Genomic DNA, 17,867 nt, shown 5'->3' with positions numbered 1-17,867 from the left:
ATGAAAACCATGAAAAGCAAATTAGCAGTAGCTTTAATGGCAGCTGGCCTAAGCTTTAGTGCAGCAGCAGCAGATATTACCGTTGGCTACGCAGCTGACCCTGTATCACTTGACCCGCACGAGCAGCTGTCTGGTGGCACACTGCAAATGTCTCACATGGTGTTTGACCCTCTAGTACGTTTCACAAAAGAGATGGATTTTGAAGGCCGCCTAGCATCTAGCTGGGAGCGTGTTGATGAAACGACTTTCCGCTTTAACCTACGTAAAGGTGTGAAATTCCACTCTGGTAACGAACTGACTGCTGATGATGTTGTGTGGACTTTTGAACGTCTACAAGCTTCTCCAGACTTTAAGTCTATCTTCACGCCATACGAAAAAATGGTAAAAGTGGATGACTACACAGTTGAGCTTGTTTCTAAAGCGGCTTACCCACTAGTACTACAAACAGCAACTTACATCTTCCCAATGGACAGCAAGTTCTACTCTGGCCAAACAGCAGAAGGTAAAGACAAGTCTGAGCTAGTTAAGCACGGTAACTCGTTCGCTTCGACTAACGTTTCAGGTACTGGTCCATTCATCGTAACGCAACGTGAGCAAGGCGTTAAAGTAACGTTCGAGCGTTTCAACGATTACTGGGACACAGAAACTGAAGGCAACGTAGACAAGCTAACACTTGTGCCAATCAAAGAAGATGCAACACGTGTTGCTGCACTTCTTTCTGGTGACGTTGATATGATTCACCCAGTAGCACCAAACGATCACAAGCGTGTTAAAAACGCTAAGAACATCGATCTAGTAACGCTACCTGGTACTCGTATCATTACGTTCCAAATGAACCAAAACAGTAACGAAGCACTGAAAGACGTGCGCGTTCGTCAAGCAATCGTTCATGCTATTAACAATGAGGGTATTGTTAAGAAAATCATGAAAGGTTTCGCGACAGCTGCTGGTCAGCAAAGCCCAACAGGCTACGCGGGTCACAACGAAGACCTAGTTCCTCGTTACGATCTGAAAAAAGCGAAAGAGCTGATGAAAGAAGCGGGCTACGAAGATGGCTTTACGCTAACTATGATGGCACCAAACAACCGTTACGTGAACGATGCGAAAGTAGCGCAAGCGTCTGCGGCAATGCTATCTAAGATTGGTATCAAAGTTGATCTTAAGACTATGCCTAAAGCACAGTACTGGCCTGAATTTGACCTATGTTCAGCAGACATGATGATGATCGGCTGGCACTCAGATACAGAAGATTCAGCTAACTTCAACGAGTTCCTAACTATGACTCGTAACGAAGAAACTGGCCGTGGTCAATACAACTGTTCTGGTTACTCAAACCCAGAGATGGATGCGATTGTAGAAGCTTCTAACACTGAAACTGACCCAGTTAAGCGTGCTGAAATGCTGAAAGGCGTTGAAGCAACACTGTACAACGACGCAGCATTCGTACCTCTACACTGGCAGAGTGAAGCGTGGGGCGCGAAGTCTAACGTAGGTGCAGCAGACGTAGTAAACCCAATGGTTATGCCTTACTTCGGCGACCTAGTTGTAAAATAATCTAGCTTGCTAGAATCGAGAGCCTGAAGCTTTTCAGGCTCTCAAATTATTAAGAAATAGATTTAAGTTTCGGTATTTGGTCTTCCTTCAGTCTGGCTAAATACCTTTTTTAAGACTGAATTTTGTTATCTAGTCGCGGATTTCGATTAGATAGTCATGGATAGATAAGGGGCAAGGAATGGTTACGTTTCTGGTCAAGCGCCTGTTTCAGGCACTGATAGTGATGTTTGTGATCAGTTTGGTGGCGTTTGCCATTCAGGATAACCTGGGCGACCCGTTGCGTGAGTTAGTCGGTCAATCTGTTTCAGAATCGGAGCGTCAAGCGCTGCGTGATGAACTCGGCTTAAATGATCCCTTCATTACAAAATACACTCGCTTTGTGGGCGCAGCTCTACAAGGTGATCTTGGTACTTCATATTTCTTTAAACGCCCTGCTGTGGACGTAATCTTAGACAAATTGGTCGCGACGCTTGAACTTGTGTTTGGCGCTTCTCTGATCATCGTTTGTCTGTCGATTCCACTCGGCGTTTATTCTGCAATACACCCAAAAAGTTTCTTCACTAAATTGGTGATGGCGGGCAGTAGTATCGGTATCTCGGTACCTGTTTTCTTAACCGCTATCATGTTGATGTATGTGTTCTCTATTGAGCTCGGTTGGCTGCCGTCATTCGGACGTGGTGATACCGCAAACTGGTTCGGTTGGGAATCTGGCTTCCTAACGCTAGATGGCCTTGCGCACTTAGTGCTGCCGAGTATTGCTCTGGCATCTATCATGCTGCCGCTATTCATTCGTCTAGTACGCTCTGAAATGCTCGAGGTTCTTAGCTCTGAATACATCAAGTTTGGTAAAGCAAAAGGCCTAGCGCTGAACAAGATTTACTACCAACACGCTCTGAAGAATACAATGCTACCTGTACTAACGGTTGGTGGTGTTCAAATTGGTACAATGGTGGCTTACACCATTTTGACTGAAACTGTATTCCAGTGGCCGGGTACCGGCTTTCTATTCCTTGAAGCGATTAACCGAGTGGATACTCCACTGATTACCGCATACGTTATCTTCGTTGGTCTGATCTTCGTAGTAACGAACACCATTGTTGACCTGCTGTACGGCATCATTAACCCAACAGTGAATATTACAGGGAAAGGAGCATAATCATGGAACACACAACTACAGCTCCATCTCGTTGGGAGCGATTCAAGCAGTCAGACATTCTGTACTACTTCTTACGCGATAAAGTGGCAATGGTGAGCTTCGCTATCTTTGCAGCTTTCCTTGTGATGGCATTAGCGGCACCGATTCTAGCGCCAACAGACCCGTATGACGTGACGTCTATCGATATCATGGATTCTGAGTTGCCACCATCTTGGATGGAAGACGGCGAAGAACGCTTCCTACTGGGTACTGATGAGCAAGGTCGTGACATCTTATCTACGATGCTTTACGGCTCGCGTCTGTCACTGACGATCGGTTTCCTAGCGGTAGGCCTTCAGCTGACTCTCGGTATCATCATTGGTCTGTCTGCGGGTTACTTTGGTGGTCGTATTGATAGCTTCCTGATGCGTTTTGCCGATGTTCAGCTTTCGTTCTCAACCATGATGGTTGCGATCATTGTTTCGGCCATCTTTAAGGCGAGTTTCGGTAGTGACTTCTACGCGCAATATGCCGTTGTTATGCTGGTGGTGATCATCGGTATTGCTGAATGGCCACAGTATGCTCGTACGATTCGTGCATCGGTATTGGCAGAGAAGAAGAAAGAGTACGTAGAAGCGGCTCGTGTGATGGGCTTCCGAGCACCTCGCATCATGTTCCGTCATATTCTGCCTAACTGTTTATCACCGATTTTGGTTATCTCTACGGTACAGGTGGCAAATGCCATCATGTCAGAGGCGGCACTTTCTTTCCTAGGTTTGGGTCTTCCGGTAGACCAACCGTCACTCGGCGCCCTGATCAGTACTGGTTTTAACTACATTTTCTCAGGAGCATGGTGGATCACAGCATTCCCAGGTGTGCTTTTGGTAACATTGGTTCTAGTTATTAACCTATTAGGCGATTGGTTACGCGACGTGTTTAACCCGAAAATTTATAAAGGGTGATAGCTCGGTTTGATTTTTAGTAAAAAAAGTCACTAAACTAAGAGCCGTAAGCAATTACGGCTCTTTTTTTGCTTAATGGATCTGGAACTTAGTATCATTGATAGTGTCAATAATACTTAAAATGGAATTCATGTTTTATCGACATAGATTCGGTAATAATTAGCCCGTAAGGGTTTAAGTGGTGGTTATGAAATTGACAATGAATGCTGTATGTCGTGCTGTGACGAGAAATTATCGTATGGGGCTTATCGCTGCATCTCTTTTGGTATCGAGCCAAGTGAATGCAGAGTCGGTTCTATGTGATGCAACTCAGGCAAGCACCAACCAATTACCACAGCTAGAGCAATCATGTCCGATCGGTAAGGGTGTTTGGGGGAGCAAGGCGCCTAAACGTCATTCAGATAACGAGCTGTTTTGGGTTCAATGTGGCTTGCTGAATAAGCCTTTGTCACTGAACCGAGCAAAGCCCCTATATGAGAAGATCTCGACCAATGTATGGATGAAGCCGGAAGGCGGAGACTATCGTTGTTTAATTGGACCTTACTCTACCTTCTCGGATGCAAGAAAAGACCTAGCTCAGGTACGTAAAGTGTCTGGATACGGCGAAGCCTTCATTCGTATGGTTGATAAGTCTCAGACCTCATCACAGCCTATTGTTGCAAAACCGGCAGAGTCAAAAATGGTTAAGCCTAAGGCTCCTGTAAAACCAACAGCAAAACCTGTGGCTGCTAAGCAAGCGGCCGCGGTAACGAGTGCTGCTGCTATTCAGACGCTACCAAGCGGTAACGCGCGCTCAGGTGATGATCTAGAAATCGAGATCCGCGTGACAGCAGACGTTGCGGGTAACCAATATGCGATTCCTTACCTTTTAGACCATCAACAACAGTTCTACATGGAGCAAGGTAAGCCTTGGAGCCGCCTAGATTACGATAGCGCTGAACTGGTGTGTAATCAGGTCAACATGAAGCTGATGAGTGAAAAGCAGTGGCAGAGCATTTTGAGCTCAAAGGTTATGGAAAAACAGAACTGGCCAATGCACCTCCCTTATTGGGGCACAGATAAGAAAGGCCTGTTTACCAACGGTAACGTTAACCAATTGAAAGGATCTTCATTGCTCAATGTGATGTGCGTGAAGTAACGACGACCGTTGTTATACCAAATAAGCCTCAGCCATTGCTGGGGCTTTGTTGTTTATACATTCTTCTTTTTCAACATCGGTTCGACTTTCAGATACTCGTTCTTCAAGACGAATTTGATTAAAAATAGCTAAAAATTGTTCAAATAGCGCGGTTGATGCGTAGAAAACCATAACTCAAGTAATAAGGTGATTGAGATTATGAGTTTAAAAAAACGATTAGAAGACGTGGCTCCACGATTTGAAGCCGGAGGGAAGTACGAAAAGCTCTATCCATTGTACGAAGCTTTCGCGACCATCTTTTATACGCCCGGCAACGTAAACCAAGGTTTGACCCATGTTCGAGATAGCATCGATCTCAAACGAATCATGATTCTGGTGTGGTTGGCGACTTTTCCGGCAATGTTCTGGGGTATGTATAACGTCGGGCACCAAAGTGTTCTTGCGTTAACCTACAGCTATCAACCTAGCGAACTTACTTCAGTTATCGAGAGTAGCTGGCGCCTGTCATGGGCTTTTGGTGATACACAGTCAATGATGGCAAGTGGTTGGGCAAGTCAGATGCTGCTTGGTGCACTCTATTTCCTACCCGTTTATGCCACGGTGTTTGTAGTAGGTGGTTTCTGGGAGGTACTGTTTGCTGTCGTTCGCAAGCACGAAGTTAATGAAGGCTTCTTTGTTAGCTCGGTGCTGTTTGCACTAATCCTCCCGCCAACCATCCCGCTTTGGCAAGCTGCATTAGGTATCACCTTTGGTATCGTTGTCGCCAAAGAGCTGTTTGGTGGTACAGGACGAAACTTCCTCAACCCTGCACTCGCAGGCCGCGCGTTTCTCTATTTCGCGTATCCAGCCAACATGTCGGGTGGGCTTGTGTGGGTTGCCGCTGACGGCTATTCAGGCGCGACACCGCTGAGTCAATGGTATGAAGGCGGCAGCACGTCACTCATCAATAACATGACTGGCGAGACGATCACTTGGATGGATGCCTTTATCGGTAATATTCCAGGTTCGATGGGAGAGGTGTCGTCACTACTGATCATGCTGACGGGGTTGATTCTGATAGCGATGAAGATAGCGTCTTGGCGCATTGTCGCCGGTGTGATTATTGGTCTCGTTGTGACATCTAGCTTGATGAATTGGATAGGGTCAGAGACTAACTCGATGTTTTCGATGCCCTTCTACTGGCACTTTGTGTTGGGTGGCGTGGCGTTTGGTACTTTCTTCATGGCAACCGACCCGGTTTCCGCCGCGTTTACCAATCAGAGTAAATGGACCTATGGGATTTTGATCGGCGTTATGACCGTCGGTATCAGAGTGCTCAATCCAGCCTACCCAGAGGGCATTATGCTGGCTATCTTGTTCGCCAACCTGTTCGCTCCACTGTTCGACTTTATTGTGAAAGAGCAGAACATCAAACGAAGACTGAAACGGACATCGCGCTGATCTAAGTGATTAAAAAGGAAAGTGACTTGGATAATAAAGGCTTGCATTGATGCAAGCCTTTCAATTTTTATCGCAATTGCTTTGAAGTTGATTTAACTCCACTTCAAATCAATCTCGAACGGTTGGGTGTTACCGCAATGCTCACCACACATCTCATCGTAAGCACTGTTGTGAACCAACATTGCCGATGCCACGCCTTGGTCGCTAAAGTGGTCGCGTGCTTGGTTAACACTCAAAAACTTCATTGGGTGCTGGTGGTCGTCTTTGATTAACTGCTTTTGCTCGCCAATGACTTGGTAAGCCAAATAGATCCCGCCTTCAAATGATTCAATCAGAAGATTCATCACAAACTCCATTGCTGTTCTAGATAAGTAGATATTTGTGTTACGTCGAATCGATAGCTAAGGTTCAGAGCGAACGTAAAAAAAGCAGGCACAAGGCCTGCTTCTAAAGAGAGCTCAACTAAGACGTTGATTATCTCATGGTAACAAACTCTTCGCTGCCCGTTGGGTGAATTGCCACAACAGAGTCGAAGTCTGCTTTGGTTGCGCCCATCTTCATTGCAACGCCGAAGCCTTGAATCATTTCATCAACAGTGAAGCCGATGCCATGTAGGCCGACTACTGTCTCTTCTTCGCCAGCACATACTAGCTTCATCTTACAAGGTTGACGGTGCTTGGTTACTGCTGTGTACATAGCAGTGAAGCCAGACGTGTATACCTTGATGTTGTCTTTGCCGTATTGCTCTTCAGCTTCTTGAGTCGTTAGACCAATTGTGCCGATAGGTGGGTGGCTGAATACAACAGTAGGCACTAGCTTGTAGTCCATTTTCGCGTTGGTTTGACCGTTGAATAGACGCTCAGAAAGCTGACGACCTGCTTTAACAGCAACAGGAGTTAGCTCGATACCGCCTTCCATGATGTCGCCAACACAGTAGATGCCAGGAACGTTGGTTGCTTGGAACTCGTCTACTTTGATGTAGCCACGATCGTTCGTTGCAACGCCAGTTGATGCTAGGTTAATAGCGTCAGTTGCTGGGTGGCGACCGATAGCCCAGATTAGGTGGTCAACGTTTTGAGTGTTGCCGTTCTCTAGGTGTAGAGTTAATGTGCCGTCTGCTTCTTTCACGACTTCTTTTGGAACAGAGTGTGTATGCAGTGTTGGGCCTTCCGCTTCCATTACTTCAACCAGTGTCTCGATGATCATTGGGTCGAAGCTGCGAAGTGGTGACTCTTTACGGCAGAATAGATGTGTTTCTGTGCCAAGTGCGCTTAGTACGCCTGCGATTTCAACTGCGATGTAGCCTGCGCCGATAACAGCAACACGTTTAGGTTGCTCCATTAGGTCGAAGAAACCGTTTGAATCGATGCCGTATTCAGCGCCTGGGATGTTTGGAATGGTTGGACGACCACCTACTGCGATCAGGATGTGATCCGCTGTGTAGTGTTCACCGTTAACTTCAACAGTTTTCTCGTCAACGAACTTAGCAAAGCCTCTGATTACATTTACTTTGTTGTTACCAAGAACGCGATCGTAAGATTGGTGGATACGGCCAATGTACGCTTGGCGGTTTTCTACCAATTTGCCCCAGTTGAAGCCTTTTACGTCAACGTCGAAGCCGTAGTCTTCAGAGTATAGGTTGATAGCTTCAGCAACTTGAGCGCCGTGCCACATTACCTTTTTAGGAACACAACCAACGTTTACACAAGTACCACCAAGGTCTTGAGCTTCGATAAGTGCAACCTTTGCACCGTGCATTGCTGCGCGGTTTGCTGATGCGATGCCGCCGCTGCCGCCGCCGATACAGATGTAATCAAAATGAGTCGCCATTACTTTCTCCATTTATTGAAGGCTGTGGGCACAGTGAGCGCACTGAACACCTACGTCCTATAGATTCTTAAATTGTATAATTATTATATTGAGGGCAGATCGGTTGAACTCAATCTCCCTGTTTAAAATTTATTCGTGTACGTCACAATCTGCTGAATATTCGTCAGAGTATGACGTTAAGTTCGAGATTACTCGGGTACGATCCACTCTACTTTGAAGTGACCGGTTGCCGGCGCAATTGCTTCCTTCAAGAATGGAAGAATCTCTTTCATTTGGCTTTCTAGCTTCCAAGGCGGGTTAATCACGATCATGCCTGATGCTGTCATGCCACGCTCGTTGGTGTCTGGTGATACGCCAAGTTCGATTTGTAGAATCTTGTTGATGCCTAAGCCTTCGAGACCTTCGATCATATCTTCGATATCACAGCGATTTACCACCGGGTACCAAATTGCGTAGATACCAGTTGCCCAGCGCTTGTGGCTTTGAGCGATTGCTGTCACGACATCACGATACTCTTTTGCCAGCTCGTAAGGCGGGTCGATCAGTACTAAACCACGACGTTCTTTTGGTGGCAGGCTGCCCTTCAAGCGCTTAAAACCATCTTCTTTATAGATAGATACCTGACGATCACGGTGGAACTCTTGCTCAAGCAGAGGGTGATCGGCTGGGTGAAGCTCAGTCAGTACCATGCGGTCTTGGTCACGCAGGTGTGCACGTGCAACACGTGGGGAACCCGGGTAGTAACGCAGTTTCTCGCCATTGTTGAGAATGGAAATAGACTCAAGGTAGCTTTGAATGTCTTCAGGAAGATTTTTCTGTTCCCAAACGCGCGCAATACCTTGTTTGTATTCACCGGTTTTTTCAGACCATTCATGCGTTAAGTCGTAACGACCTACACCAGAGTGAGTGTCATGATAAACAAAAGGCTTATCCTTCTGTTTCAAAGAATTAAGAATAAGGCTCTGTACGATATGCTTTACTACGTCGGCATGGTTACCTGCGTGGAAGCTGTGGCGATAACTTAACAAATTAAACTCTCGTAACACTCTCGAATTAGAGTGTGGTTAGTGTAGGTGGGGTTAATCAGACTATTATAACCCTCAATGGACCATAAATTCTCGAACAATTCAGGAACAGTCGCTAGCAATATGCAGTTAGTTATTGGTTCTACTATTGAAATTTGCCTTGTTGGGCACTATTTAATAACTATTCGCAGGTGATTTTTTAGGGCGAACTTTAGCCTGATGACTGTAAGACGACCTCATTACAAAAAAGACGAAAGTCTCTAAAGCCAAAGGAATGTTTATATGTCTAATCCGCTATTAACCTTCACGGACTTACCTCCGTTTTCACAGATCAAGCCAGAGCACGTAAAGCCTGCAGTTGAGCAAGTGATTGAAGCGTGTCGCAACAAGATAGAACAAGTACTTGAAGGTAATACTTCACCAAGCTGGGACAACCTGGTTGCTCCGATTGAAGAAGTGGATGATCGTTTAGGCCGTATTTGGTCACCAGTAAGCCACATGAACTCTGTTGTGAACAGTGACGAACTGCGTGAAGCGTATGAGAGCTGCTTACCTGTGCTATCTGAGTACGGCACGTGGGTTGGTCAACACAAAGGCTTGTTTGAAGCGTACAAAGCGATCAAGGCGAGTGAAGAATTCTCGGCATTAAATCGAGCTCAACAAAAAACCATTACTGACGCACTGCGTGACTTTGAACTGTCGGGCATTGGCTTGCCTGCAGACGAACAGCATCGTTACGGCGAGATCAGCAAGCGTCAGTCTGAGCTAGGCTCTCAATTCTCAAACAATGTGCTTGATGCAACCATGGGTTGGAGCAAACAGATCACAGATGTCGCGGAACTGGCAGGTATGCCTGAATCAGCACTGGCGGCAGCACAAGCGGCGGCTGAGTCTAAAGAGCAACAAGGCTATCTACTGACTTTAGATATCCCATCTTACCTACCAGTGATGACGTACTGTGATAACCAAGAACTGCGTAAAGAGCTTTATGAAGCATACGTAACGCGCGCTTCAGATCGCGGTCCAAATGCCGGTAAATGGGACAATACTGAGATCATCACTGAGCAACTTAAACTGCGCCACGAGATCGCGCGCATGCTTGGCTTCAGTACTTACAGCGAAAAATCACTGTCGACCAAAATGGCAGAAACGCCAGACCAAGTGCTTGGTTTCCTAAACGACCTAGCAGTAAAAGCCAAACCGCAAGGTGAACGCGAAGTTGAAGAGCTACGCCAGTTTGCAGAGAAAGAGTTTGGTGTCTCTGAGCTAAACCTGTGGGACATCGCTTACTACAGTGAGAAACAAAAACAGAACCTGTTCGAGATCTCTGATGAAGAGCTTCGTCCTTACTTCCCAGAATCTAATGTGGTTTCAGGTCTGTTTGAGGTACTGAACCGCGTGTTTGGTATGTCGGTAACAGAGCGTGTAGGTGTAGACACTTGGCATGAGTCAGTTCGCTTCTTTGATATCTTTGATGCGACTGGAACACTGCGTGGTAGCTTCTACCTAGATCTATACGCACGTGAACACAAACGTGGTGGCGCTTGGATGGATGACTGTCGTGGTCGTCGCATTACTGAATCTGGTGAGCTGCAAACGCCGGTTGCTTACCTAACGTGTAACTTCAATAAGCCAGTTGGTGATAAGCCTGCGCTATTTACTCACGATGAAGTGGTGACCTTATTCCACGAATTCGGTCACGGCATTCACCACATGCTGACGCAAGTAGAAGCGGGCGCAGTTGCGGGTATTAATGGCGTGCCTTGGGATGCGGTTGAACTGCCAAGTCAGTTCCTAGAGAACTGGTGTTGGGAAGAAGAAGCGCTGTCGTTCATCTCTGGTCACTTCGAAACGGGTGAAGCGCTACCAAAAGAGATGCTAGAGAAGATGCTAGCGGCGAAGAACTTCCAATCTGCGATGTTTATCCTGCGTCAGCTAGAGCTTGGCTTGTTCGATTTCACGTTACACACAGAGTACGACCCTGAAGTGGGTGCTCGCGTACTAGAAACACTAGCGGATGTTAAGTCTAAGGTATCGGTATTGCCAAGCCTAGATTGGAACCGTTTCTCACACAGCTTTGGTCACATCTTTGCTGGTGGCTACAGTGCGGGCTACTACAGCTACCTGTGGGCAGAAGTGCTATCGGCAGATGCGTTCTCAGCATTTGAAGAGGAAGGTATCTTCAACACTGAAACCGGTAATCGTTTCTTGAATAACATCCTTGAAATGGGTGGCAGTGAAGAGCCAATGGAGCTGTTCAAACGCTTCCGTGGGCGTGAGCCACAAATCGACGCAATGCTGCGCCACGCGGGAATTAACGCATAATCACGGTAACTATCTAGTTTATTGCGAGATAATTGAGAAAAGAGCCTCTAGTTAGAGGCTCTTTTTTTGTCTGTGCTTGATGCCAAGCAAGGAGAATCAATGTTATGGATTCACATTGCGGTTGATAGGGTTCTGCAATGAAATCAGTGTCTCTGTCGACTGAACTTCATCGATCGCTTGCAGTTTATCGATCAATACAAACTGCAGCTCTTCTATCGACTTACACATCAGCTTTACAAAGATATTGTAAGCTCCAGTGGTGTAGTACGCTTCAACCACTTCGTCTAAGGCATTCAGCTTAGCGATCGCCGAGTGGTAATCTTTGGCAGCATTAAGGTTGATGCCAATAAAGCAACACACGTCGTAACCCAGCTTTTTGGTGTTTACCACAACTTCCGTTCGCTCAATAATGTCTGCCGATCTCATCTTTTCGATGCGAACGTGAATCGTCGCAGGGCTGACATCGAACTGCTTTGCCATTTCAGCATAAGGAGTACGTGCATCTTCCATCAAGGTTTTGAGAATGGCACGGTCTAGGTCATCGAGACGAGCGGTAGTTGTGGACATGCTTAACCCTTAGATTTAATGAAAATATATTGGCTAGAGTACATATCATAGCCAAGGGTGATAATATTAGCAGCAACAATGGTGTTAGGGTGAATTCAGTGCGACTTTCGTTATTTTTTATTGTGATGTGTTGGAGTGTGTTTGCTTCAGCTCAGACAAAGGATGTATTGGTGATCCACTCCTACCATCAAGGTTTTTTCTGGACGGATGATTTCCATAAAGGATTATCCGAAGAACTCGATCGCGACGGCTTGTCTTATCGGGTTGTTTACCTTGATAGTAAGCGTACTCAAAACCCTGAATACTTAGAGCGCGTGTATCAGCTTTATCACACCAAGTTACAGCATGAAGAATTTGCTGCAGTTGTGGTGAGTGATAATAACGCGCTAAATCTAATGAAGCGTCTCGCGCCCGATCTCAAAGATACGCCAGTCATCTTTGGTGGTATCAACAATTTCTCCCCTCAAATGATTGAAGGCCTAAATGCTACTGGCATTACCGAAGACATCGATCTGGTTGGCAACATCGAGCTGATCAAGCGTCTTCAAGCGACCGTAAAGAAGATCTACATTGTTACTGATCATTCAGTCACGGGTGAGGCAATTCGTTCTCAAATTGATCTGTTCATCAAAACCCATCCGGATTTTTCTGACCTCGTTGAGCACTATGTGCCGGATTCCTACCAAGAGTTAATGGCCTTTTCGCAACGTGCCGACCTAGGCAAGAGCTTGCTGTTTTGGGCGTACTACCGCGATGCACAAGGTAGAGTGAGTAGCGATGAAGATTGGCGACAACTGAATATCAAGACTCAAATGCCACTGTACATGGTGCACGATCTAGGGCTAGGTTTTGGGGCGATTGGTGGTGTGATTCAAAGTGGTGAAACACAAGGCCGAGACACGGGGCGTGTGCTGTTGAGTGTGCTGAAAAACCCCAAGGCACCATTGCCATTGGTGGTTGCTGGCGCGCCTGAAATCAAACTCGATTACCAACAAATCTCACGTTGGGATCTGGGCGCAGAGAACGAAGCCTCGGTGACCTTCCTCAATAAGCCTAAGTCATTTTTAGTACGCTACCGCGATGAAATTCGCACCGTAGGTTTGCTGTTTTTGGTTATGTCGTGTGTCATTGCGACCTTGGTGTATTACCTTAATCGCCTTAAAAAAAGTGAACGTGCCAGCCGACAAAGCCAGCTGCTACTGGAATCGATATTCGACCAAAGCCTGCAGTTTATGGGCATTATTGATAAGGGCGGTGTGTTGTTGTCGAGTAACAGCAAGCTACATGAGCTGCTTTATAATCAAGGCTATAAACTGGGAACGCCTCTACAACAACATCAACACTGGGAAGATTCTGCACGAGAAGTGCTAACCGAATATTTCATCACTAAAAGTGAGCGCCAGGCCTTACGATTCGAAGCTGAAGTGTGGTGTCGTGATCGTGGGGCGATGGTGTTGGATATTTCACTGAAGCCAATGCCGGGCAATGAAAAGGAAGATATCCAGTTCCTGTTTGAAGCACGCGACGTGACCTCGCGCAAGCTTGCTGAAAACAAACTGTTCCAGCGTGAAGCGAATCTCAAGCTGTATTACGACAAACAGCCGGTGATGATGATTACGCTTGATGGCAATAATCGCATTCAGCAAGTGAACCAGTTTGCGGAGCAGTTACTAGGTTACCCGCTAGAACAGCTATTAGGGCACCGCCCTAGAGAGTTCTATGTTGATGAGAATGCAATGATCCCACGTCATATCTTGTTGCAACCGCAGCATAAGATCCGTGGCGTGTGGCGTCGTGATATCGAATATCGTCATGCCGACGGCAGCAAGATCTGGATTCGTGAAAATATCCGCCCGCTGGTCGAGTCTGATCAGCTGTTGATTGTGGGTGAAGATATCACCGAAACGCACGAACTTTCTGAAAAGTTAGAGTATCAGGCTCGCTATGACCTGCTGACTGACACTTTCAACCGTAACCATTTTGAGCAAGAGTTGCAAAAAGCGCTTAAAGAGGTTGAGAGTCACATGCGAACCCATGCGATGTTGTTCTTAGATTTGGATCAGTTGAAGGTCTTAAATGACACTGCAGGACATGAAGCGGGTGATGCGGCGATCTTGTTTAGCGCCAAGCTACTAGAAGATGTGCTGCCTTACAATGCTGTGTTGGCACGAATGGGTGGTGATGAGTTTGCGGTATTAATCAAAGACTGTACTGAGCGCGATGCGGTGAATGTGTGTCGCAGTATTATCTCGATGATGAGCGAGAATCCATTCCTGTGGGATGATATTCGTCTCAACCTGACTTGTTCTATTGGCATTCGATTGATTGACCATACTGCCGCTTCACCGCAGATGGTACATGCTCAGGCGGATGCGGCTTGTCATGCCGCTAAAGAAGAAGGCCGTAACCGTTACAACCTTTACCATCAAGATGATGAAGATCTGCGTCGTCGTCATTTAGAGATGGAATGTGTAAACCTAGTGCATGAGGCTTTGGCTAACGATCGCTTAGAGTTGTTTGCTCAGCGTATTCTTGGCCTAAATAAAAACAGCGATAAAATGCACTTCGAGATTTTGGTTCGCATCAAGAATATCCAAGGGGAATACATCTCTCCGGGGATCTTCATGCCAGCTTCAGAGCGCTATAACATCGCGCATTTGATAGACCGCCAAGTGGTGAATAAAACTTTGAGTTGGTTGGAGCAGCGTCCAGAAATTATTGATGATCTGGGAATGTGTTCAATCAACCTTTCTGGTCACTCAATGGGTAATCGTGAGTTTGTTGAGTTCTTGATAGACAGTCTAAGCAACTCGTCGATACCGTGTCATAAGATTTGTTTGGAGATCACCGAAACAGCGGCTATGAGTAACATGAAGCAGGCGATCAAATTCTTCACTCGAATCAAAGAGCTCGGCTGCATGATTGCACTGGATGACTTTGGCTCAGGGCTATCGTCGTTTGGCTACTTGAAGAAATTACCGGTCGATATCGTGAAGATTGATGGCTTGTTTGTGCGTGATATTGATGTCAATGAGATGGACCATGTGATGGTTCGCTCGATCAATGATCTCGCCAAGCAGATGGGTAAGCACACCGTGGCAGAGTTCGTTGAAAATACCCAGATCATCGACAAACTGATTGAGCTTGGTGTGAACTACGCGCAGGGCTACATTATAGGCCGACCTAAACCGCTTGCAGAGCTTGTTGAAGAGTTAAGACAAGAAAGTGAGATAGAGCCATTGGTTTAGGTAAGCCGACTTTAGCTATGAATACTTTGCACCGCTAATATGTATTGTTGAGGCAATCAGGTAAACTGGTTGCCTCTTTTGTTTTAAATACTACTGTCTGTTGGAGACGACCTTGCAACTACAACTGATTTGTGAAGATGCTACCCAAATCGATCATTTGAATGACTTAGCGACCCGCTGGAACTTATCTCATGATGAAAGCAGCGATTTTGCTTTGGTACTGACTAGTGAGCGACTTGAACTACGTAAAGTCGATGAGCCTAAGCTTGGCGCTATCTTTGTTGATTTAGTGGGAGGTGCAGTCGGCCACAGACGTAAGTTTGGTGGTGGTAAAGGTCAGGCAATTGCTAAGGCAGCAGGTCTAAACAAAGGTGCAACGCCAACTATTCTCGATGGTACCGCTGGTCTAGGACGTGATGCGTTTGTGTTGGCTTCGTTGGGCTGCAAGGTGCAAATGGTCGAGCGTCACCCGGTTGTGGCAGCACTGCTTGATGATGGCTTACAACGCGCGCAGCAAGACCCAGACATCGGTGGTTGGGTAAGTGAACGTATGAAGTTGATTCACGCTTCGAGCCACGATGCGTTGGATAAGCTCAGTAACGATCCTGACTTCGAACAGCCTGATGTGGTGTATCTCGATCCTATGTACCCACACCCAGAGAACAAAAAGAAATCAGCTCTGGTTAAAAAAGAGATGCGAGTCTTCCAATCTTTGGTCGGTGCAGACTTAGATGCTGATGCTCTATTAGCGCCTGCAATGAAGTTGGCATCAAAGCGAGTTGTGGTCAAAAGGCCCGATTACGCAGCATGGTTAGATGAGCAAAAACCGAGCATGGCGATCGAAACCAAAAAGAACCGTTTTGATGTCTATGTGAAAGCATCAATGACTTAGTGAAAGCATCAATAACTTAGCAACACGCTAAGAAAATTTCCCGTCATAAATACGATAAATTACCATTTAACACTTGCGATAGTTGAGCTACGGATGTATATCTAACTAAGAATCATTATTATTCTTAGCTGGAGTTGTAGCATGGCTAAACGCTTTTGTAAGTTAAACCGTCGAGATATCACTGAACACTTGGGCGAGATTCACAGCTTGGTGACTGAACCTAAGTTCGTGTGTCGTTCTTGTGCGCGTTCTTCGGCGGATCAAGCGAATCTATGCAAACCAACCGCAATTCCACCTCTTGGTTGTCAAAACAAACCCGTTGAAGAGAAGGTCGCATGCGGCCTGCTAGCGGAAACACTACCTGCACCAGAACTATCGCTTGCGGAAATCAACGAGACAATTGAGCCAAGTGTACAAATGTTCGATCCAGCCGCAGCTGATATTGCCCCTGAGCTTGCAAAAAAAGAAGCAGCACAGAAAAAAGCCAAGTTGAAAAAACTGATGGCGAAGGCGAGTGGTGATGATAAAGCTAAACTCAAACAAGCGAAGAAAGCGGCTAAGAAACAAGAGAAGTACAACAAAAAGCTCGCGAAGATGATTAAGAAGCAGCAAAAGCTGTTTAAGAAAAGCCAGAAACTGGAAAGTGACCTTGAACGCATCAACCTACAACTGGATGATGTTGCCTTCACTGAAACCAAGACTCAGGTAGTGAGCCATAATCACATTCACTGAAATTGATTCGAATGGTTTATTGCTAGAGCGATAATTAAAAAAGAGCGACCTTAGGTCGCTCTTTTGCTTTTTGGGGTTATTTGAACTAATCCATACTGGTCATTCAAATTAGCTTAGCGTTGCTTGCGGATCTTGCTACGCGCTTCTTCACCCACGTCTCATTGACGAACAGAGAGAATAAGATAACTGCGCCACCAATAGACAAGCGAACCAAATCGACATCTCTGTTCCAAATCAGGATATTGACCACCAGACCCGCAGGAACCAAGGCATTGTTCATCACTGCCAGCGCACCGGCATTCACCATGCACGCGCCTTTATTCCACATAAAGTAGCCCAGTCCCGAGGCAATTAAGCCTAGGTAGATCAGGATCCCCCATTGTAGTGTGGTGGTAGGCAGTTTCTCTGGGTTGCCCAGTAGCATAAAAGCAATCGAAGCAACACATAGTGCCCCTAAGTAGAAGTAACCAAATACGGTTCGCTGAGGCAACTCGGTCGACTCCTTCTCCATCACCACCTTGTAGCCCACCTGACCGATAGCAAAGCACAGGTTTGCGCCCTGAACGACTAGGAAGCCAACTAAAAAGTTTTCGTTGATACCTGCGAATTTAATGAAAACCGCGCCCAATACCGCAATTGCTGCCGTCACTAGGTACCACGGAGAGAATTGCCCTTTGAGAAAGTCATAAATCAGCGTGACGTAAATTGGTGTGAAAACGGTAAACAAAAGGACTTCAGGAACGGATAGCAGCAAGAAAGACTGATAGTAGAAGCAGTACATCAGGCCAAGCTGGATACCACCAATTGTCATCAATTTAGCGATCAGCTTACGCGATACACCGCGAAACTTTAGGAAAGGAAGAAATACGACGCCAGCAAGGGCAACACGCATCAGAACAGAGAACCAAGAATCAACCTGACCCGCAAGGTAAACACCGATCAGGCTAAAGGAGAAGGCCCATAGGAGGGTAACACCAGCTAAATAGCTCATAGTAAAACTTCGTTAATAAGATATGAGC

At 46.2% G+C, this 17,867-nt stretch carries 14 protein-coding genes; 9 read left to right on the top strand and 5 right to left on the bottom strand.

The features are described from left to right. From ATB74_RS18850 to ATB74_RS18830, 5 genes are all read left to right on the top strand, one after another. Complete coding sequence (locus ATB74_RS18850) at positions 1-1,554, top strand: ABC transporter substrate-binding protein (protein ID WP_050633914.1); 1,554 nt, start codon at positions 1-3, stop codon at positions 1,552-1,554. Between the two features lie 178 nt (positions 1,555-1,732). Beyond that, the gene (locus ATB74_RS18845; protein ID WP_048612413.1) at positions 1,733-2,710 is read left to right on the top strand and encodes an ABC transporter permease; all 978 of its coding nucleotides are present in this window, start codon (positions 1,733-1,735) and stop codon (positions 2,708-2,710) included. A 2-nt stretch (positions 2,711-2,712) separates the two neighbouring features. Continuing rightward, positions 2,713-3,651, top strand: coding sequence for an ABC transporter permease (locus ATB74_RS18840; protein WP_048607511.1), 939 nt, complete (start codon positions 2,713-2,715; stop codon positions 3,649-3,651). Positions 3,652-3,838: 187 nt separating this feature from the next. Next, positions 3,839-4,789 carry an SPOR domain-containing protein gene (locus tag ATB74_RS18835; RefSeq protein WP_060983262.1) on the top strand — a complete coding sequence of 317 codons (951 nt, stop codon included), beginning with the start codon at positions 3,839-3,841 and terminating at the stop codon, positions 4,787-4,789. Positions 4,790-4,987: 198 nt separating this feature from the next. Next, on the top strand, positions 4,988-6,229 hold the full coding sequence (locus ATB74_RS18830) for an NADH:ubiquinone reductase (Na(+)-transporting) subunit B (RefSeq protein WP_061019436.1): 1,242 nt from the start codon (positions 4,988-4,990) through the stop codon (positions 6,227-6,229). A gap of 92 nt (positions 6,230-6,321) precedes the next feature. Here ATB74_RS18830 and ATB74_RS18825 read toward each other — a convergent pair whose 3' ends face one another. The 3 genes from ATB74_RS18825 to ATB74_RS18815 form a co-directional block, all read right to left on the bottom strand. After that, positions 6,322-6,573: a DUF6482 family protein gene (locus tag ATB74_RS18825; RefSeq protein WP_061019435.1), complete on the bottom strand. Its 252-nt coding sequence runs from the start codon at positions 6,571-6,573 to the stop codon at positions 6,322-6,324. A gap of 130 nt (positions 6,574-6,703) precedes the next feature. Continuing rightward, on the bottom strand, positions 6,704-8,059 hold the full coding sequence (gene gorA / locus ATB74_RS18820) for a glutathione-disulfide reductase (protein ID WP_061019434.1): 1,356 nt from the start codon (positions 8,057-8,059) through the stop codon (positions 6,704-6,706). A 188-nt stretch (positions 8,060-8,247) separates the two neighbouring features. Further along, complete coding sequence (locus tag ATB74_RS18815) at positions 8,248-9,087, bottom strand: 23S rRNA (adenine(2030)-N(6))-methyltransferase RlmJ (RefSeq protein WP_061019433.1); 840 nt, start codon at positions 9,085-9,087, stop codon at positions 8,248-8,250. Positions 9,088-9,366: 279 nt separating this feature from the next. On the opposite strand from ATB74_RS18815, the gene prlC reads away from it, so the two are divergent. Continuing rightward, positions 9,367-11,409: an oligopeptidase A gene (prlC, locus tag ATB74_RS18810; RefSeq protein ID WP_061019432.1), complete on the top strand. Its 2,043-nt coding sequence runs from the start codon at positions 9,367-9,369 to the stop codon at positions 11,407-11,409. Positions 11,410-11,511: 102 nt separating this feature from the next. On the opposite strand, the gene asnC is transcribed toward prlC, so the two are convergent. Then, the gene (gene asnC, locus ATB74_RS18805) at positions 11,512-11,976 is read right to left on the bottom strand and encodes a transcriptional regulator AsnC (protein ID WP_008218581.1); all 465 of its coding nucleotides are present in this window, start codon (positions 11,974-11,976) and stop codon (positions 11,512-11,514) included. A gap of 125 nt (positions 11,977-12,101) precedes the next feature. Between asnC and ATB74_RS18800 the strand changes: the two genes are divergently transcribed. The 3 genes from ATB74_RS18800 (at position 12,102) to ATB74_RS18790 (ending at position 16,848) form a co-directional block, all read left to right on the top strand. Next, positions 12,102-15,224, top strand: coding sequence for an EAL domain-containing protein (locus tag ATB74_RS18800; RefSeq protein WP_061019431.1), 3,123 nt, complete (start codon positions 12,102-12,104; stop codon positions 15,222-15,224). Positions 15,225-15,336: 112 nt separating this feature from the next. Beyond that, the gene (locus ATB74_RS18795) at positions 15,337-16,116 is read left to right on the top strand and encodes a class I SAM-dependent methyltransferase (protein WP_060983256.1); all 780 of its coding nucleotides are present in this window, start codon (positions 15,337-15,339) and stop codon (positions 16,114-16,116) included. A 141-nt stretch (positions 16,117-16,257) separates the two neighbouring features. Then, positions 16,258-16,848, top strand: a complete 591-nt coding sequence (locus ATB74_RS18790; RefSeq protein ID WP_061019430.1) for a hypothetical protein — start codon at positions 16,258-16,260, stop codon at positions 16,846-16,848. 103 nt (positions 16,849-16,951) lie between these two features. Here ATB74_RS18790 and ATB74_RS18785 read toward each other — a convergent pair whose 3' ends face one another. Next, positions 16,952-17,839 (bottom strand): carboxylate/amino acid/amine transporter, encoded by an 888-nt coding sequence (locus ATB74_RS18785; RefSeq protein ID WP_061019429.1) that lies wholly within the window; start codon positions 17,837-17,839, stop codon positions 16,952-16,954. Positions 17,840-17,867: the final 28 nt, after the last annotated feature.

The sequence above is a fragment of the Vibrio splendidus genome, from assembly GCF_001557875.1.
Classification (GTDB): Bacteria; Pseudomonadota; Gammaproteobacteria; order Enterobacterales; family Vibrionaceae; genus Vibrio; species Vibrio splendidus_F.
The sequence above is the reverse complement of the archived record's forward strand: the minus strand, read 5'-3'. Positions and strand labels throughout refer to the sequence as shown.